Source organism: Paenibacillus planticolens, from assembly GCF_013141725.1.
Lineage (GTDB): Bacteria > Bacillota > Bacilli > Paenibacillales > NBRC-103111 > Paenibacillus_E > Paenibacillus_E planticolens.
In genome coordinates, this window is sequence record NZ_WHNZ01000023.1 from 1 (window position 1) to 18856 (window position 18856).

Consider the following 18856-nt stretch of genomic DNA (forward strand, 5'->3'; position numbering starts at 1 on the left):
ATCGTTACTGTCAACTTTGAACCCCAAACCGTCCGGTATTTCAAAGTGATCCAAACGGGCACAGCCTCGAACTGGTGGTCCATACGCGAGCTTAGAGTATATGGCTTGACAGCAGCATCGGCGTCCTTAACGGTTCCGGCGAATGTGACCAGCGGGCAAAACTTTGATGCAACTGTTGAATTGGACAGTGTGGTATCAAGCGTATATGCCCAAGATATTAATTTCACCTACGATCCCAACGTTGTAGAGTTCCTTTCAGCGGAATCCATACAGTCTAAAATCGTGATTGCGGCACAATCCAATGCTGGAGGCCGTTTGCGCTTCTTGACTGCCAATATCGGCGGCGGCAGTGTGAATGGAGCATTATTGAAGCTGCATTGGAAAGCGAAAGAAACAGCCGATAATGTCAGCACCACAATAGCTCTTTCAAGTATTGCGCTGGCTGACTTACAGAAGGAAACCAATCTCGATGGAAGTTCGAAAGTCATTCTCGTAAAAGCCATTGTAGATCTGACTGAACTGAGAGCGCTGATCAGTAATGCACAAACGCAGCACGATGCAGCCACAGAAGGTTACTCTTCCGGTCAATACCCTATTGGCTCGAAAGCAAAGCTGCAAGCTGCAATTACCTCAGCCAATAATGTAGCAAATAATCCGGATGCAACGAAATCAGAAGTCGCAGGAGCAATAACGGCACTGACGGCAGCCCTACAAGCATTCACATCTTCCGTCTACACTTCTGACCCGGCAGACATGAATAATGACGGTAAATTCACGGTAGTCGATTTAGCGATTGTGGCAGCGGCATATGGCAAAACTTCCTCAGATCCTGATTGGGAAATGTATAAACGAGCTGATTACAACAGAGATGGCAAGGTAGATCTCACAGACTTGGCTGCTGTTGCGCAACGTATTTTGCAATAAGAACCTCCGTAAATCGTTTAAGTTGGTAGGCTAAGCTGAATGATGCCCGCTATGATACATTTTGTATTGTAGCGGGCCTTTTTTATTTAATAAATGTAAACTTTTCATTACATTGAGGGTTGTGATGCAAAGAATCCAAGCTGTGATAACATAGAGAAAAATGAAATCATGGGGTGGAACGAATCAGTATGGAATCAAAAGATAATGTATTCAAATGGAAACATTACGAAGCTGTCGCAGAAATGATGAAAGAGCGAGGATTGAATATTTCTCATACTACGATCATGAGATGGGTTCATGAGTTCGGACCTGAAATAGTCAAACGAATTCGCCCCTACTTGAAACCGACTAACGATTCATACAGGGTCGATCAAAGTCAAAGGTAATGTGGAAGTATTTATATCGGGCAGTCGATTCTGACAGACAAACAAAGTACCTTAACAACATTATCGAACAAGACCATCGGTTCATAAAGAAACTAACATATCCTTAGCAGTTTTATTATTTGTAACACAACCGATGATGATCACAACTGGCCCTTGATAGAAAGCTTTTGTGAGTTTATCGGGAACAGGTTGGATATCTGGTATGCCACTAATATAGAGATCGTGGATTATCTAAAAGCATTTCAAAATCTTAAATTCTCAGCTTCATGTCAATTCGTCGACAATCATATTATTGAAATAAAAGGCGGCAGTCAAATCGCATTTGAATGATTCTAACATTTTATGATCTGAAGAAATTTACGTTGCTTCGTGTCCACAACGTCAATACAATATTTATTCTGTAATAGAAGCGTCATCGCGTCACCCGACTTTTATAAGTAGTACGTCTAAAATAACACATCAAGCCAGTTCTGACTCTCAATAAAACGGAAATTTCTGGGACTAAGTGGTTGGGCTACATTTCTCCATCTAAGCTCCAAACTATTTAGTAAGCTCGAGCGTCTTGCTAGTGTAAAGCAGAAAAAAACACTAGCTGGAGGTTATGAAAAATGAAAAAGAAAACGATGATCGCAACAGGAATACTGTCAACTTTAACGTTTAGTATCGCAGCCGGGGCTTTTGCAGATAGTAGTCTAACGGAGATAAAGGCGTTTCTTAATCCATCCGTTCATGTTAGCGTTAGCGGGAATGAAAATGCTTTAAAGGATGAGCAGGGCAATCAAGTTACACCGCTAACCTATAATGATTCGATTTATTTGCCGCTGCGCGGTGTTGCTCAAAGTCTTGGATATCAAGTTTATTGGGACGGCACCAACCATACAGCGCTGCTTCAAGAGAAAAGCGACTATCTCACGTTCCGTGAAGATGAGAAGTTGATCCAAGAAAAATATGGTTACACGCTTCAAATCCCATCCTCTCTCGGCGGTAAAGTAAGGCCAACCGTATGGCCGCAGGAAGCACTGGTGCACGGAATACAGTCAGGAAAACTATCTCAAAAAGTACAGAGTGCGACCGATATTTTATATCTTCCGAAAAATCTTGGTTCCCCGGCGAGTTTAATGGCCACGGTTGAAGTTTTTAATCAAGCGGATTGGACTGCTGCCCCGCATGATGCTCAAGATAAGGTATTAGGTTCGAAAGGGAATTACGTATATATTTTGCATAATGAGCAAAAAAATCCGTTTGAACGGCAAAGCGATGATTATACGATCTATCAACAGGCCGTCAGTCAGCTGTCAGTTAACGAATACTATTTGATTTTGAAGCATGCCGTTACAGGAGATCCCTCCATCGTCTCTCAATTAATCGGGAAATGGACCGAACAACAGAAGGGGACTTTAATGGAGCTTACTGCCGATGGCGTCTTGTACCGTGCCGGGGTGGCAGTAGGGAACTATTTATTATTGGATTCAGAGCATATTAAGTTCGTAGCAGATAAACAGGTATCGACGGTTCCATTCAAAGTGGATGGAGATAGTCTTGTTATAGCTGGCCAAACGTTTAAAAGAAACAATTAAAGCTTAATTAGAAAAAGCAGCATTCTTTAAAAACGGAATTCTGCTTTTTTTGTGGTTCGATTTGGAAACATTTTATTTAGATCTTCTCCCAACTTTTCATTTAACTCATACGTCTCAGTGAAGTAAAAGAAATAGCATTTACATGGGTATCATAAGGAGCGCTATAATTTCATGATGAGGAGCAATATAGAAAACTTACTGATTACATGCATAACCGAACATAAAGAAAATGTATACCGATTAGCATACAGCTACGTAAAAAATGCGGAAGATGCTCTCGACATTATTCAGGAATCCATACAGAAGGCGTTTGAATCTTTAGACAAACTAAAAAATCCCGCATCCATGAAGAGTTGGTTTTACAGGATTGTGGTGAATACTTCATTGGACTTCTTAAGGAAACAGAAGAGGATCCAAGTGGCCGACGAGGAGACACTTGAATTCTACGGCCAAGCCAGCGATGACGTCTATCAAAATATCGATCTGGAGATAGCTATGGATGATTTGCCCCCTATCTATCGGAGCGTGATTGTGCTTAGATATTTCGAAGATTTGAAAATAGATGAAATCGCCAAGGTGTTAAATGAAAATTTAAGTACCATAAAAACGCGTTTGTATCAGGGGCTTCGAATGCTACGGGTTAAAATGGACGATGAGATGATGCAGGAGGTGCAGTGAAATGGACGAAAAATTAGCAAAATTGAAACAACAACATATGGATATACCGATCCCGAAGGAATTGGATTTCATTGTACAAAAAGCCATTAAACAAAATAGGAAAAAAATGATAAATCTTAAAGCCTTGGCTGGAATCGCTGCAGCGGGTATTATATTCGTAACAGGGATTAATACCAGTCCGGCGATTGCAAGTGCACTCTCGGAAGTTCCGATCGTCGGCAGCCTTGTAAAGGTGCTTACATTCAAAACATATAAGATAGACGATGGGAATTTTAAGGCGAATATTGAAGTCCCCGCCATTACTAATTTAGAAAATAAAGCTTTAGAAGATACCTTGAATCGCAAATATCTGGAAGAAAGCAAGAAGCTGTACCAGGAGTTCACGGCCGGTATGGAAAGCTTAAAGAAAAATGGCGGTGGTCATGACGGTGTGGACAGCGGATATGTCGTAAAGACCGATAATGATCGGATATTATCCGTGGGGAGATACTATGTAAATACGGTAGGTTCCTCCTCAACAACATTCAAATACGATACGATTGATAAGAAGAATCAGCTTTTCATCACCTTGCCCAGTTTGTTTAAAGATGACCGTTATATAAGCTTGATTAGTGAAAACATTAAAATGCAAATGAAGGAACAGATGAAGAATGATCCTTCGAAGTATTATTATCTTGCGGGGGAATCTAAACCGTACAATAAGATTTTTGAAGCGATCGCTGCCGATCAAAGCTTTTATATCAATAATGACGGCAACCTTGTGATCACATTTAATAAATACGAGGTAGGTCCCGGATCCACAGGGGTACCGGAGTTTACGATCCCAACAAGCGTGTTATCCGACGATTTAGTCAGCAATGAATATATTAAATAAACGATGCTTTTCAAACTTTAAAGATTACTTTTCCTATGATGAGATCGGGCAAAAAGTAGTCTTTTTGCTCTGCAAAACATTTATTTCGTTTTCCGAATATATTCGTACGAGCAATTAATAAGCCGCATTTACCCATGGAAAATGATTTTTATACCGGAACCAGTAAGATAAACTTTGTATCAAAAAATCACATCGGTTCGTGTCCACAATGTCAAAAAATTCGACAATACGGGGGAAGATCTAGAGGATTTGATCTCCATCGGGACGATCTAAGAAGGGAATGAAATTACGTTGATCGATATCCTCGGAACGGAAGCGGACGATGTCGTGGATAAGGTGCAGCTCAAGATTGAGAAGAGCAAGATTTACCGGAACTTAGAGATCTTGGACGATCGCGAGGAGGAAGTTGTCGTCGGGCGGTTTGGATTGGAATTAGGAGGGGAAGAGCGGACGCAGCGGGAAATTGCGAAGAAACTGGGAATTAGCCGCTCCTATGTGTCGCGGATTGAGAAGCGGGCGCTGATGAAACTGTATCATGGGTTTTATAAGGCGAAGCGGTAGACTCCCCGACTCCTCTTTACCACTTTTTATTGCACATTTACCATCGTTTCCGCGAAAAAAGAGTTGATGGCCATCAAAATAGTGCCAAGCAGGGCAGAGTCCATTCCTAGGATTGAAAATGTAGTTGTGTAGCAAATAATAAAACAGCCAAGTATCCCCTTAATTTATTGGATAATCTATGCAGCTAATCCAAACAATTTATTGATCCATTCAACATCGGAAACAGCAGGTGATATTTCAACCTGCTGTTTCCTTAGCATATGAAAGACTTCAATTCCCGCTAATGTTTCTTCGGCTGTCTGGAATGACTTAAATCCCATCATAGGATTTGTTATTTTCTTTATGAACCGATGGTCTTGTTCGATAATGTTGTTAAGATGGCAGGAGCCCCATCCACATGTTTCGTGGATTAGGACACAACTGATTATATTGAAACGGGGCTGTGCCGGTTCTTAAAATGAAATGTACGCTTGTGTATGTTCAAATAAATATGCTCGATCCCAAAGGCATCTTTGATCCTTGTTGTCTTTTAATGTCAATTCAATTTCTCTAAGTAGATCCATGAATGCCGACTCAATTAATTCTAATCTTACGGGTCCCCATGCCTCTTGCTTTAGTTGAGCGTAGTTCATACTTTCCATCAAGGTCAGACCTTTCATTCGCTGAAAAGTTGCAACCCACGTTGTCAAATCGCAATTTAGGCTTTTACAAGGGACCGCAAACTCCCTTATGCCAACTGCTCCTGTACTTGTGGATATAACAATGAGCCCGCATATATCAGTTTCGTCGCCAAGTTGCAGCTTTTCTGTAAATTCACTGTCAAATCGAAAACATTCTATTCGGGTAATCCTGCACTGCTGTAAAGTTTTAAGACCAATCGCCGAATTTTTTAAATTCAGCAAAGCAGTACGAAGAGGATGAATTTCCTGGTGATACTCAATAGATTCATCCTTCGTAACATTGTCAGGAATCGTGATCGGCATCTTGACCCTCCTTTAAAAAATGGTTCATGAAAGCAAAAAAGACCTTCTCTGGAATCAGAGAAAGGTCATAAAATAAAAAGCCATATCCTCACTCTTATCTCCCAGATTCGCTTCACACAGCGTTTCCGCAAGAATTAGCACCGTGCATCCCTTTGATTAATAAAGGTTTGTCGGTTGCCGGGCTTCATCGGGCTAGTCCCTCCACCTACTCTTGATAAGAAAATTCAACGTATTCAATTATGTCTATAATACTATAAAGTGCTCTGTTGTCAAGAATTTCATTTGAAGAAAACGCATAAGGACGTATCACTACACGATCCAAAATCGAGGGACGTTCAGGTATCTCAAAAGCTTTTATTCCTTCAAGAGATTTGAACGTACACCAGAAGGCGAGACACCATAATAACGTTTAAATAGCTTACTGAACGTGTAGATGTCAGCATAACCTAGTGCTTCAGACACATCAGTAACGCTCATGGTCGTCTCATTCAGCAAATGCACCGCCCTGTCCATTCGCAGCTTTGTAATCGTCTCCTTCAAAGATAAACCCGAATATCTCTTTAAAATCAAACTTAGGTAGCGTGGGGTTAGACCTGTAGACGCTGCCAAAACCTCATAATCGCTTGGCTCCGACAACCTAATCCGAATTTCATTATGAACGCGTTGTACAATATGCTCGTAGTAGTAATTACGTGTTGTCTCATCTTGCCTGTAAAGCTCCTTTTCCCATCTTGTTAGAATCAATTTAAGTAACAGGTTAAACTCTTCATCCTCCGGTTGATTTTGCCAAGCCGCAGAGTCAACCAACTGTTGCAGAAATGGTTCCAACCGATAAGGGTCCTTAACTGACACACAGCGTTCCTCAGCCATAGCTAGATCGGCTTCTAAGCTATCCGTGAGATGGTATGCTTTGAAATGACAGTAGATTACTGTAAGAGGATTATCCGAATGATGTACTGCACGAATTTGATCACCTGGTCGAAAAATAAAAAATGTGCCTGGTTGCACATCATGCTGCTTCTCATTTAGCCAAAGCATCCCTTGCCCAGACTTGTTGTACCATAAATCATAATCAGTCAACGGTGCAGGCTGCCAGGACCAGTTCGGCTCACATTTCACTATGCCGCTGCTTCCGCTTAAAACAAAATAATAGTTGTCCAAGGTTGATTCTTTCCTCATCTCATACCCCTTTTAAAATTATACATGCATTTAAGTACAAATAATCATTCGTTGCCTCTATCCGAATATTTTACTCAATTTGATATGATATTTACAAGGAAATTCACCAAATACATGGGGGTATTGAAATGTCGAGAAAAGAATTAAGCCCAGAAGAAATCAACAAAGTACTGTATAAATATGAAAACGTGCATAAAAGTCTAAATGGGATCAATGAGATCACGGACGGAAAGATCCGTGAATACAAGCAACAGGGCTTTCTCTCATCCAACAATCTATTTAATGATGAAGAAGTGAATACTAGCCTCGATATACTTATGCAATTAGGCCTTGTAGATGCTAAAGGTGCGAAGTTACAATTCGTTAAGTCTGAGAGTGAGCTCAAAAATGAAGTGGAACGGGAATTCGCATTGCGCAAAATTCATGATTTTATAAACGTAGAAGAAAAACTTCGCAACATTGCATTTCATCCAAATATTATCGGAACCATTACCCGGATTTTTGGAGAAGAACCGGTGTTGATTCAAGATATGGCTCTTCTTAAGCCTCCTCATGGTGGTGGCGAGAAGCCTTGGCATCAGGACATGGCTTATGGAAACCTTACTTATTCAAAAGCGGTTATTGGCGTATGGATTGCGCTTGATGAAGCAACTATCGACAATGGCTGTATGCATGTCATTCCAAAATCACATCAAGAAGGGGCCACTCCACACTATGCGGTCAGAGATTGGCAATTGTGCGATACCCAGGTACCTGTGGAACGTGACGTTCAAGTGCCATTACTACCAGGTGGCGTATTGTTCTTCCATGGCATGCTCTATCACGGAACGCCATCAAACTTCTCTCCGATGCGCCGTAGAGCATTGCAATTCCACTATGCTCCAGCATCAGCTGAACGTGTATCTCCAAAAGAGTACAAACGTATGTTTACAAATGAGATCACCGGAGCAGAATGCTAGTGGTGATTACGAATGCTTAAAAGAACAGGCAGTATTCATGGCATATCCGGTGGAGAGCAGATTTAATCAGAAATCGGTGTAGCCCCATCCACATGATTCGTGGATGAGGCTTTTTGCTTGAAGTATATTTTTTCCCTTAAAATGAAATGTACGCTTGCAGCGTGGCGCTTCATAAAAAGTGCGAAAGAATAAACCTTTCAAAGTACAGTGCTTTATGTTAGTATCATCTTGTCTGACAACCTGATATATTTTAGAGAGTGGTGCATTTTATGAAAATATCGTTATTCATTACCTGCTTAAGTGACGCTTTATATCCGAAAGTCGGAGAGGCGATATCTCGAATTTTGAGCGATCACGGCATTTTGCTGCAATTCCCGACCATTCAAACTTGCTGCGGGCAGCCTGCTTACAACAGTGGCTACTGGGAGGAAGCAAGGGCAACGGCGAAAACAATTCTTGCTGCTTTTGAAGATAGCGACTTCGTCATCTCGGCCTCAGGATCTTGTACGTATATGATTCATCACTATGCGAATCTCTTCAAGGATGATCCAGAAATGAGGGACAAAGCCTTGCAATTACAGAACAAAACATATGAGTTTACGCAGTTTCTCGTAGGTGTACTTGGTATAACTGATCTTGGAGCGAGGTTTCCGCATAAAGTTACGTATCATCCCTCCTGCCACGGCAGCAGGCTTCTTGGTGTGAAGGAAGAACCGCTGGCATTGCTGCAGCAGGTAAGGGAGTTAGAATTGGTGCCATTGCCTTTTGCCGAGGATTGCTGTGGATTTGGAGGGACATTTGCTGTGAAAATGGCGGATATCTCCGGGGCTATGGTGAATGAAAAGGTGGATCATGTGAAAGAAACGGAAGCGGAGGTGCTTGTCGGCTTGGACATGGCCTGTCTGATGAACATTGCTGGCAATCTGCGCTTCCGAAATGAACCGGTCAAAGTTATGCATCTGGCTGAACTGTTATATGAAGGGGTGAAAAGAGCATGAGTCAAAAAGAAGCTGCAGGGAAGACAGTCAAGGAGCGGGCAGATCAAGCGCTGCATAACGAGTTCCTTCGCAAGGCGGTTATGTTTACGACAGAACGGCTGCGGAGCGGTAAACTCAAAGCTGCGAAAGAACACGGGAACTGGGAGGAATGGCGTGAAAGAGGCAGGCAAATTCGGCTGCATACCATCGCTCATTTGGATTATTACTTACATGTGTTTGCTGAAAATGCTCGGGAGAACGGTGTCCATATACATTTTGCCGAGACGGCCGTTGACGCTGTGAAGCTATCTTTGACCATCGCCAAAGAGAAAGCGGCCCGAACTGTCGTTAAGTCCAAATCCATGGTTACAGAGGAGCTGCACTTGAATCAGGCGCTTGCCTCCATTGGCGTTGAAGCCATTGAAACGGATCTAGGCGAATATATTATTCAATTGGCAGACGAAACGCCCTCCCATATCATCATTCCAGCGATTCACAAAAACCGGTATCAGATTGCTGACTTATTATCCAAGGAAGCAGGGGAGACCTTACCGCCCGATACGACGATATTGGCAGGATTTGTCCGCAGAAAGCTGCGGGAAAAATTTCTGGAGGCAGATATTGGCATCACGGGTTGCAACTTTGCTATTGCGGAAAGTGGGTCTATTGTTCTGTTTGAAAATGAAGGCAACGCGCGTATGGTTTCCACCGTGCCCAAGACACAAATTACACTCATGGGCATGGAGCGGATTATACCAAGTTGGATGGATTTGGAGGTCATGGCGACACTGCTGCCGCGTTCGGCTACCGGCCAAAAGCTGACCGTCTACATGTCCGGAATTACAGGTCCGCGGCGTGGGCCCGATGCAGACGGTCCAGAGGAGATGCATATTATTATTGTCGACAACGGGCGCTCTTTGCAGCTTGGCGATCCGGAATTTCAGGAACTGCTCAATTGCATCCGCTGCGGGGCTTGCCTGAATGCATGCCCTGTTTATCGCCATATTGGCGGTCACGCATATGGCGGCATCTACAGCGGACCGATTGGGGCGGTGTTAACTCCTGCGCTCCAGAAGAACACAGCGGATTGGGACGACATTGCCAATGCTTCCAGTCTATGCGGCGCTTGTTACGAAGCTTGTCCTGTGAAAATACCGCTCCACGATATGCTTGTCTCACTGCGTCGTCGCAAAGTGGAGCAGGGGCATGGCGACAAACTTGAACAAGCCGGGATGAAAGGCTTTGCAGCCATCCTGGGAAGCGCGAAGCGATTTAATACCGTATTGAAACTGGCACGTATCGGCCAGAAGATGGTCGTTCGCGATCAAGGTATTCGACTGCGCGTAGGGCCATTAAAAGGATGGAATACGTTTCGAGTTGCGCCTAGTCTGCCTAAGGCTTCTTTCCGAGACAGCTGGAGCACGCTTGAACACCAAATACGTCAAGAATATAAAGGAATAGACCCAGTTTTGCACAGTCGCATGCAGGATGCGTTGACCAAGAGAAAAAACCAAGGAGGAAACTAAGGATGAGTGAGCGCAGTCAAGCATGGCTGGCACAATTGGACTCTCAGTCTGCTAAGGAACAAGAACGGTTTATGAATGCCATTGCCAGTAAGCTGGGGCGAGCAAGAGTCATAGAGAAGCCGGTGCATCCCTATCGGGGAGCACCAGATTTCTGGCATAAATTCGAATGGCCGTTGGAAGAGAGAATTGAGCAGTTTACGACGAATTTTCAAGCGGCAGGAGGCTATGTCGTTAGGATCGCTTCGATGGAGAAAGCGAAAGTAGCGATAATCGATATCGTGCATTCATTAGGCGTTAACCGGATTATCCATCAGGATCAATCTGAGCTGCATGCTCTACATCTTAGCGATGCGTTAACGGAAGCGCAGATTTCCGTGTGGAACACGGACAATCGGGAAAGCTGGAAAGCCGCAGCTGCCGAGGCCGACCTTGGCATCGTTCTTGCGGATGCGGCAGCGGCTTACACCGGAACGCTAACTGTGTTATCATCAAAGGAAAAGGGAAGATCGGTTAGTCTGCTTCCTACATCTTTGATCGTGATTCTTCCTGTGGAACGGCTGAAGACCCGACTAGGGGAAATTCTGATTCAATTCGATCAATCGGCAAGGAAAGATCTTCCCGCTGGCATTCACTTTATTTCAGGCCCCAGCCGCTCGGCGGATATTGAGAACGATTTGACTATAGGCGTTCATGGCCCTGGTATCGTGCATGTGCTAATCATCGGGTAAAAGAGGTTATATAGCATGGAAGTCAATAAGCTGCTCAAACGCAATCATTATGACGAAATGGCTGATCAAATCAAGCAAATGATTCTGCAAGGACAACTCCGAACAGGCGATAAACTCCCGTCTACGAAAGAGCTGTCCGAGCGATTTGGAGTTGGACGTTCCACGGCGCGGGAAGCACTCAGCGCGTTAAAAGCCATGGGGCTTATCGAAATCCGGCAGGGAGGCGGCTGCAGAGTGATCAGCCAAGTGCCAACCGAGGTCTTATTGCCGGAGATGGCTTCCTTGCGGTTGAATCGAACGACGCTGCTTGAATTGATGGAAGTCAGGCAATCCTTAGAGGTGTCGATTGCCGCGATTGCCGCCAAGAATAGAACAGAGCAGGATTTGCATCAGCTTCATCTCGTTTTGAACGAAATGGTAAGTGCTGTAGGTAATGATATTGAAGGCGAGAGAACGGATGTATCCTTTCATGTGATGCTGGTTCAGGCCACCCATAATGCCATTATGGAACGAACCTGCCAATCCATTATGAAGCCGATGGAAACAATGATCCGAGATATTCGCCGAGCTGAATTGTACGCCAATCAAGAAGTTGCCATTCAGCTTTTGAAAGAACACACACGGATTTACGAGGCTATTCGCAGGGGAGATCAAGAGCAGGCATCGCAAGCGATGAGATCGCATTTGGAACATGTGGAAAGCATCTTGGTCAAATATATTTGACACTTAGTACTGTGAGGGATAGTCATGGAAAGAAAGTATTGGGTTCCAGCTCTAGAAAGGGCGAATAATGTGCTTTTGGAGCTTGCGGGACAGCCCTCCAAACTTAAGCTTATGGACTTAAGCGCAGCAACGGGTATTAATAAAAGCACTATGTTCTCCCTTTTACAAACGATGGAAGCGCTGAATTGGGTGAATAAGGAAAAAGGGGATACCTATTCGCTTGGCTCCGTTTTCGGTGTAATGGGCAATGCTTATTTTGCCGGAATGAATCTGGTGAAGCAGTTTGAAGAGAAAGCGAATCATTCCATGGAGCGCCTTGGTGAGGCGATACAATTAGCCAGGCTGGAAAAGGGGGAGCTTGTCTATTTGGCTAAAAAAGAGGCAGCAACGCACGTCCGACTGATCTCGGAGCCCGGCATGCGTTTGCCTGCTTACGCAACGGCTATGGGTAAAATGCTCCTTTCGGCGCTGGACAATGATCAAGTACTTGCTTTATACAAGGAAGGCAGTTATCAGGCCTTCACACCCAATACGGTTCAGTCGGGAGAAGAGTTGTTGAAGCAGCTACAAGTCGTGAGAGAGCGTGGCTATGCCATTGATCTTGAAGAGATTGCCCTTGGTTTCTGCTGCATAGCTGTGCCAATTGTTGATCGAAACGGCAGTAGAATCGCCGCAGTCAGCTGCTCGATGTCTGTTCATCAATGGCCGCAGAAGCAAGAGCTGGCGAAGCACGAGATTGAGCAACTGGCTCATGCCTTGTCGGTTACGATATAAATTCTGAAGTTATCATTTCTATGTCCCACAAAGTCTGAAAATGTAAATTAAATGTAGACCAGCATTCGGTTATTTGTAACGGATGCTTTTTGCGTTGACTCCTTGTGGAGCGGATGCTAAACTAATTTATATATTCAATTTAATAAACTAAGTTTATTATAATAAACCATAAGGGTGAACAACCGATGAGATTAACCGATAAAGTAACGTTGATTACGGGATCCGGATCAGGAATTGGTAAGAGCACAGCGCTTCTATTTGGCAGAGAAGGCGCATATGTGATTGTGAATGATTTAGACGCAGCCAAAGGGGAAGAAACAGTTGCGGAAATCCAATCAAACGGTGGGAGAGCCATTTTCCTGCAAGCTGATGTGACGGATCCAGTCTCGGTAAAGAACATGGTGGATAACGCTGTTTCGCAATGCGGACGCATAGATGTGCTTTTTAATAATGCAGGTATTAGCGGAGTAGGCGCTCTGCATGAATTGGAGCCTGAGCAGTGGGATCGCGTTATCCATGTGAATATTCGAGGTGTGTTTTTACCGTCTAAATATGTCGTCCCTTATATGATGGAGCAAGGCGGCGGGTCGATCATTAACATGTCCTCGTGTATTGCTGAGATTGGGTTAGCCAAACGCGCTTCCTACGCAGCAACAAAAGGGGCTGTTCTAGCGCTGACCAAGTCGATGCAGGTAGACTATGCACCTTATCACATTCGGGTAAATGCGCTGCTGCCGGGCACGATTTTAACGCCATTTGTTGAGAATTATTTGAAAACGTCCTATGATGACCCTGAGGCAGCTATTGCTTCTCTCAAAGGAAGACAGCTCAGTAATACTCTCGGTAAGCCGGAAGATGTGGCTCAAGCGGCGTTATTCCTGGCTTCGGATGACTCCAAATTCATGATGGGCTCACCGCTGTATATCGATGGCGGGGTAGTTTTCGGTAAAAATGCATAACCTGAGTATTTACTGTTCAAATTATCAATTCACAGAGAGGATGTTTTCTTTTGAAACTTGTAACAATTAATCGTGCTGGTGAGTATCACCTTGGTGTCAAGCTGCCGGCATTTGTGGTAGATATCGTTGAAGCTTTAAAGGTTTTTCCTGAAGAGGATATGCCTACTGACATTATGACAGTGATCGGTCATGCTGATAGATATAGTCCTATGCTTGAGCGTTATATCAAAAGAGTGACGGAATGCGCTGAGGGGGTAAATACGTTCCTTTTAGATGAAGCTCAAGTGACATTTGGCCCCTGTGTTACGCATCCGGGCAAAATCATTTGCGTAGGCTTAAACTATCGCAAGCATGCGGAGGAGACGAATGCCCCGATTCCGCATTATCCGATTTTGTTTAACAAGTTCAGCAATACGCTTGCTGGCCATCAAGCTGAAATTCCTCTTCCTTCTCGGGTATCGAATCAAGTCGATTATGAAGCTGAGCTGGTCATTGTAATCGGCAAGCAGGCTAAATATGTGGCGAAGGAGCAGGCATTAGACCATGTGTTTGGCTATTGCAATGTCAATGATTTGTCTGCGCGCGATTTACAGATGCGTACCCATCAGTGGCTGTTAGGGAAATCTTGCGATAAGTTCAGCCCATTAGGTCCATATTTAGTCACTGCGGATGAAGTTGGCGATCCTAATCAACTGGATATTAAGTGCACAGTAAATGGCGAGATTAGACAGCATTCTCATACATCCGACATGGTTTTCTACTGTGATGAAATTGTCAGCTATATTTCACAACATATGACGTTATCTCCCGGTGATATCATTTTAACGGGTACACCGGAAGGTGTCGTTCTTGGTAAACCGGTAGATCAACGCGTGTATCTGAAGGATGGGGATGTCGTCACGATTGAGATTGAAAAGCTGGGCGCATTGACGAACCGCATGGTCGATGAACGGGTATGAGTAGGAAGGTTTCTGTCAAAAAAGCGAAATTAAAAGAACATATGCTTCAGCAATATATCAAGCTGCATGACGAAATTGCCGACACCATTGTAACAAATTTAAGGACGCAAGGCATTGTGGATCTTAAGATTTATCGTCATGGTCTCGATATCTGGATGATCTGTACGATAGATGAGCAGATTCGGCAGCAGAGCGACAACTTTGATGAGACAGCTGAAGCCATATGGCAGCAAGAAACAGGAGAATGTTTCGATTGTTTCTGGGAAGATGCCGAGCTTGTCTATACGTTGTCCAAAAGGAGTTCTGATACATGAGAATTGATGCCCATCAGCATTATTGGACGACGAGCCGTTCTGATTACGGTTGGCTTACGCCGGAAAGCAGTGTGCTGTACCGCGATTATTTGCCTTCCGACCTTAAACCTGCTCTGAAGTATAACAAAGTTCAGAAAACGATTGTTGTTCAGGCGGCGCCGACTGTTGCAGAAACGAAATATTTATTGAAGCTTAGTGAACAGGAACCAACGATAGCTGGGGTTGTCGGTTGGCTGGATATGGAGAGGGAGGACTTCGAAGATCAGCTGAGCCAGCTTCGGCGTCATCCCAAATTTGTAGGGATCAGACCCACGCTGCAGGACAGGGAGCCTGAATATTTGTTGAGTCCTAAGTTGATCAAAGCTTTTGCGATTCTGGAGGAACAGCAGTTTCCGTTGGACTGGCTTGTTTATCCCAAGCACTTACCGAATGTAGGTAGGATTATGGAACAATTCCCTCGCCTGCTCAGTGTAATTGATCATTTGGGCAATCCAGCTTTAGCCCAAGGTAATATGGAGCCATGGCTGACGGATATTTCCAAGCTCGCGCAATACGACAACATGTACTGCAAAATGTCCGGCATGGTGACAAAAATGAAAGGAGCTTCTGCGCTACAGGCTTCCTGTGATCCCTTCGTTCAACACTGTCTGGCGGTCTTTGGGGAAGATCGCGTTATGTTCGGTAGTGATTGGCCGGTTTGCCTGCTAGCTGCCGAATACAACCAAGTCATTGAACTACTCACAGCAGCGTTGCCATTGCCTTATACAGATGAGGCCAAGAAAAAGCTGTTCGGTGACAATACGAGCAGGTTCTATAAGCTTTAAAGGAGAGATGAGGCATATGCTTTCAGACAAAGTAGCCATCGTTACAGGCTCAACAAGTGGAATAGGCGAGTCTATCGCTAAGACATTAGCCAAGCAGGGAGTTAAAGTGCTTGTGACTGGCAAAGAACAGGAGCAAGGGGAACGAATTGTTGAGGCAATCAAATCAGAGGGAGGAGCAGCTTGTCTTTTCATATCAGACTTGCTCGACCCGAGAACACCGGATCAACTCGTTGAGCTGGCCGTCAGCGAGTGGGGACGAGTGGACATCATCGTCAATAACGCCGCCATGGTCTGCAATAAACCAATCGAGGACATTACGCATGATGATTGGGATAGGCTGTTTACTGTGAATCTGAAGGCACCGTTCTTTCTCGTGCAAGCGGCGCTGCCTTATTTGAAAGCACATAAAGGAACGGTCATTAATATCAGCTCCATTAACGGCAAGCTGAATGATTACCACAATCTTGTCTATGATACCATGAAGGCAGGACTTAACCATATGACGAGTGGACTTGCGCTTGATTTTCCGCAAAGAGGGAATACGCGTCAATGCTTTAATGCCAGCAGGGGTGGCAACACCTTTGCTCGAGGGCTGGTTTAAACAGCTTCATGCTGACCCGGAAGAAGCGAGAAAAGCAGCTGAAGCTGTTATGAATGCACCAAATGTAGCTTCTCCGCAGTAGATTGCCGATGGCGTGCTTTTTCTGGCAGGAGGATTGGCCTCTTGGGTGAATGGAGCTGTGATCCCGATTGAAGGCGGCTATTCGATTGGGCATCCACAAGCATAAACGAATATCGTAAGCAGTTGGAGGGAATGAATAAATGATAACGATTACAGCCAATCGGTCGTGGATACCAACGGAGTGGACCTGCTTGAACGTAAGTTATTTACGATTATGGACGATGCGGCCGTCGAATTTGTTAACAAATATGTCAATGAGGATGGCACCTTGCTATGGCGGAAGGATTGGCCGGGGATGGACGGCTCTGACGATCCGTATGAAGGCTTTATGAATCTAGCTTTGTTGTACGTGCTAGGAGGCAGGGATGAGCTGAAATCGATTTCCCGCCACATATGGGAAGGAATCACATGGTGGCTTGTAGCATGCACGGGTTCGATATTATGATGCGAAGAAGCAGCGTCCCGGACTTCCGCTGGATGTGGCTGCTCTCGTCGAACGCATTACCAATCACGAAACCGTCATCACGTTAATCCATACGGGGCTCGATGAGAGTAGAGAAGTTGTGATTCAAGCAGGCTCATTCGGTGAACACACGTTTACCCATGCCACTTGGTCCGATCAGAATGGCGAAGAAATAGGCTCATTTGAGGTAGACGACAAATGGCTGCAAATTAAGCTGGAGCCGGGCTCAGGGTTGCAGCTCAAGCTGCGCACAGTACGGTATGCGAATAGTCCATCTTACGCAACTCCTTGGTCCAAACCGGTTTCCTTAATTCAGGGAAGAAAGCAGTAGTTTTGAACAGTCTAGGGTTACATCCACCGGAACAACAAAGTGCTTCCTTTAACGGGGGCACTTTTGTTGTTCTCTGTTGACTTATCTTGTTTTGGCTTGTCCTGCCCTGTATCTCCACTAGCCTATCCCATTGATTTAAAAGCGGGTGACAATTATAAGCCTGTATCGATCAGAGAAACTAATGGATTTACTTTCAATAAAAATGAAATTATTGCGCCGTTCGTAGAACAACCTACACGGGGAGTCGTTTGGGCTGATGTAACTTTAGACGGCCAAACATTTACAACAAATAAAATATTCATGGACCTGTTGCCATACCAAAATCTTGCAGGAAGCACTGAAATTACAGCTAGTCATAATCAAGATGCAGTAAATCAATTAGTTGATGGAAAAACAATTGAAGGCATTCATTTTGATCAATCCAAATGGTCGGTACCTGCAAATGAAAAGGCATGGATTCAATTTAAGCTGCCGACAAAGTCTCAGATTGCAAATATCAACTTAACTTCAATTCTTTGGAACAAAAATATATCAATACACCTAAAACAATAAAAATTCAAACTAGCGCTGATGGCGTGGCATGGACGGATGTCAAAACCGTTAACGGCCCGACGGGTACTGCTAATTTTGGGTTCTATGACCAATACGCATTAAATACGGATGCTCAATACGTTAAATTACTATTTGATGGCGGTTCAAACGGGTCAACGATTGATTTGCTTGAAGTGGCAATAAACGGAGTGGATATGTCCAATTTATTTGATCGCTTCCAATATGAGTTTAAGCCGGTTAATGCTGCTACAGGTAAATATGACATTAAGGCTTTTACGGGTGTGGGTGCACCGATTGATATGAAAGATGCGGTAATCACGGTAACAAGTGAAAACCAAGGTGTGATTACAGTGGGCGATTCAAACCTGCTGACCACTGTTTCAAAAGGTATGGCAAAGATTCACATAAGAGTAACAACAGGCGGACGTTCTATTGAAGAGGTTACTTATCTTTCTGTTGATGAGTCAGGAAAAATAGTTACGGCTCCTTATTTAAATAAGATTGACTTAACTCTGAACAAAAATACAATTAAACTCAACAATTCAATCGTTGCCACAATGAATGGCTTATTAAGTACAGGAGAAACGGCTGATTTATCAAGGGCTGCTGTAGAATATCAATTTAGCGATACAAGGTTATCCGTTGTTGAAGGCAGCAATACGATCATTGCGAAAGGTGAACTTGGTACTGGGTTTAATGCAACAGTTGCTGTAAAAGTTACTTTAGACGGGGTGACCGTTATAAGTCGTCCTATGACCATAAATGCAGTTGTTGATACTGTCCCTCAGTCAAAAATGACGGCGACGGCGACAAGTGAGGAAACGGCTGGCGAAAACAACGCAGCCTCAATGGCTGTGGACGGAAAACCAGGAACGATCTGGCATACAAAGTGGAATAAATCCGACGTTCTTCCCCAATCGATT

General features: G+C 44.1%; 21 protein-coding genes, 3 pseudogenes and 1 riboswitch. Of the genes and pseudogenes, 21 read left to right on the forward strand and 3 right to left on the reverse strand.

The annotated features are described in order from the left end of the window. From GC097_RS13275 to GC097_RS13300, 6 genes and pseudogenes are all read left to right on the forward strand, one after another. Positions 1-924: cohesin domain-containing protein (locus GC097_RS13275; RefSeq protein WP_171683783.1), on the forward strand; the 924-nt coding region annotated here is incomplete at its 5' end. Between the two features lie 188 nt (positions 925-1112). Beyond that, a pseudogene (locus GC097_RS13280) lies at positions 1113-1402 on the forward strand (transposase domain-containing protein); the annotation flags it as partial. Between the two features lie 516 nt (positions 1403-1918). Next, positions 1919-2887 carry a stalk domain-containing protein gene (locus GC097_RS13285; protein ID WP_171683784.1) on the forward strand — a complete coding sequence of 323 codons (969 nt, stop codon included), beginning with the start codon at positions 1919-1921 and terminating at the stop codon, positions 2885-2887. 174 nt (positions 2888-3061) lie between these two features. Further along, complete coding sequence (sigV, locus tag GC097_RS13290) at positions 3062-3565, forward strand: RNA polymerase sigma factor SigV (protein WP_216625761.1); 504 nt, start codon at positions 3062-3064, stop codon at positions 3563-3565. 1 nt (position 3566) lies between these two features. Then, a complete protein-coding gene (gene rsiV / locus GC097_RS13295; RefSeq protein WP_171683786.1) occupies positions 3567-4439 on the forward strand; it encodes an anti-sigma-V factor RsiV in 873 nt (290 codons plus the stop codon). Between the two features lie 204 nt (positions 4440-4643). Further along, positions 4644-5000 (forward strand): annotated as a pseudogene (locus GC097_RS13300) (sigma-70 family RNA polymerase sigma factor); the annotation flags it as partial. Between the two features lie 176 nt (positions 5001-5176). Here GC097_RS13300 and GC097_RS13305 read toward each other — a convergent pair. The 3 genes from GC097_RS13305 to GC097_RS13315 form a co-directional block, all read right to left on the reverse strand. Next, positions 5177-5428, reverse strand: coding sequence for a DDE-type integrase/transposase/recombinase (locus GC097_RS13305; RefSeq protein WP_312875664.1), 252 nt, complete (start codon positions 5426-5428; stop codon positions 5177-5179). 24 nt (positions 5429-5452) lie between these two features. Beyond that, positions 5453-5983, reverse strand: coding sequence for a hypothetical protein (locus GC097_RS13310; protein ID WP_171683787.1), 531 nt, complete (start codon positions 5981-5983; stop codon positions 5453-5455). 91 nt (positions 5984-6074) lie between these two features. Next, positions 6075-6204: riboswitch (SAM riboswitch) on the reverse strand. A 133-nt stretch (positions 6205-6337) separates the two neighbouring features. Then, on the reverse strand, positions 6338-7162 hold the full coding sequence (locus tag GC097_RS13315) for an AraC family transcriptional regulator (protein WP_171683788.1): 825 nt from the start codon (positions 7160-7162) through the stop codon (positions 6338-6340). Between the two features lie 128 nt (positions 7163-7290). Between GC097_RS13315 and GC097_RS13320 the strand changes: the two genes are divergently transcribed. The 15 genes and pseudogenes from GC097_RS13320 to GC097_RS13390 all read left to right on the forward strand — a co-directional run. Continuing rightward, positions 7291-8121 (forward strand): phytanoyl-CoA dioxygenase family protein, encoded by an 831-nt coding sequence (locus GC097_RS13320; RefSeq protein WP_171683789.1) that lies wholly within the window; start codon positions 7291-7293, stop codon positions 8119-8121. 269 nt (positions 8122-8390) lie between these two features. Further along, entirely contained in the window at positions 8391-9119 is a 729-nt protein-coding gene (locus GC097_RS13325; RefSeq protein ID WP_171683790.1) for a (Fe-S)-binding protein, read from the forward strand. After that, positions 9116-10624: a LutB/LldF family L-lactate oxidation iron-sulfur protein gene (locus GC097_RS13330; protein ID WP_171683791.1), complete on the forward strand. Its 1509-nt coding sequence runs from the start codon at positions 9116-9118 to the stop codon at positions 10622-10624. Before GC097_RS13325 ends, GC097_RS13330 begins: the two co-directional genes overlap by 4 nt. Before the next feature lie 2 nt (positions 10625-10626). Further along, entirely contained in the window at positions 10627-11352 is a 726-nt protein-coding gene (locus GC097_RS13335; protein ID WP_171683792.1) for a LutC/YkgG family protein, read from the forward strand. 15 nt (positions 11353-11367) lie between these two features. Then, entirely contained in the window at positions 11368-12075 is a 708-nt protein-coding gene (locus GC097_RS13340; RefSeq protein WP_171683793.1) for a FadR/GntR family transcriptional regulator, read from the forward strand. A 24-nt stretch (positions 12076-12099) separates the two neighbouring features. Further along, positions 12100-12849, forward strand: coding sequence for an IclR family transcriptional regulator (locus tag GC097_RS13345; protein WP_171683794.1), 750 nt, complete (start codon positions 12100-12102; stop codon positions 12847-12849). A 185-nt stretch (positions 12850-13034) separates the two neighbouring features. Next, entirely contained in the window at positions 13035-13808 is a 774-nt protein-coding gene (locus GC097_RS13350; protein ID WP_171683795.1) for an SDR family NAD(P)-dependent oxidoreductase, read from the forward strand. A 50-nt stretch (positions 13809-13858) separates the two neighbouring features. After that, a complete protein-coding gene (locus GC097_RS13355; protein ID WP_171683796.1) occupies positions 13859-14767 on the forward strand; it encodes a fumarylacetoacetate hydrolase family protein in 909 nt (302 codons plus the stop codon). Further along, positions 14764-15081, forward strand: a complete 318-nt coding sequence (locus GC097_RS13360; RefSeq protein ID WP_171683797.1) for an L-rhamnose mutarotase — start codon at positions 14764-14766, stop codon at positions 15079-15081. Before GC097_RS13355 ends, GC097_RS13360 begins: the two co-directional genes overlap by 4 nt. Continuing rightward, a complete protein-coding gene (locus GC097_RS13365; protein WP_171683798.1) occupies positions 15078-15905 on the forward strand; it encodes an amidohydrolase family protein in 828 nt (275 codons plus the stop codon). The genes GC097_RS13360 and GC097_RS13365 overlap by 4 nt, the downstream gene beginning before the upstream one ends. 16 nt (positions 15906-15921) lie before the next feature. Then, the gene (locus tag GC097_RS13370) at positions 15922-16506 is read left to right on the forward strand and encodes an SDR family NAD(P)-dependent oxidoreductase (protein WP_171683799.1); all 585 of its coding nucleotides are present in this window, start codon (positions 15922-15924) and stop codon (positions 16504-16506) included. A gap of 247 nt (positions 16507-16753) precedes the next feature. After that, positions 16754-17032: a DUF8034 domain-containing protein gene (locus GC097_RS13375; RefSeq protein ID WP_171683800.1), complete on the forward strand. Its 279-nt coding sequence runs from the start codon at positions 16754-16756 to the stop codon at positions 17030-17032. A gap of 34 nt (positions 17033-17066) precedes the next feature. After that, the gene (locus GC097_RS13380; protein WP_171683801.1) at positions 17067-17381 is read left to right on the forward strand and encodes a hypothetical protein; all 315 of its coding nucleotides are present in this window, start codon (positions 17067-17069) and stop codon (positions 17379-17381) included. 39 nt (positions 17382-17420) lie between these two features. Continuing rightward, the gene (locus GC097_RS13385; RefSeq protein WP_171683802.1) at positions 17421-17933 is read left to right on the forward strand and encodes a hypothetical protein; all 513 of its coding nucleotides are present in this window, start codon (positions 17421-17423) and stop codon (positions 17931-17933) included. Continuing rightward, positions 17897-18856, forward strand: a pseudogene (locus GC097_RS13390) (hypothetical protein); the annotation flags it as partial. The gene GC097_RS13385 and the pseudogene GC097_RS13390, both read left to right, overlap by 37 nt.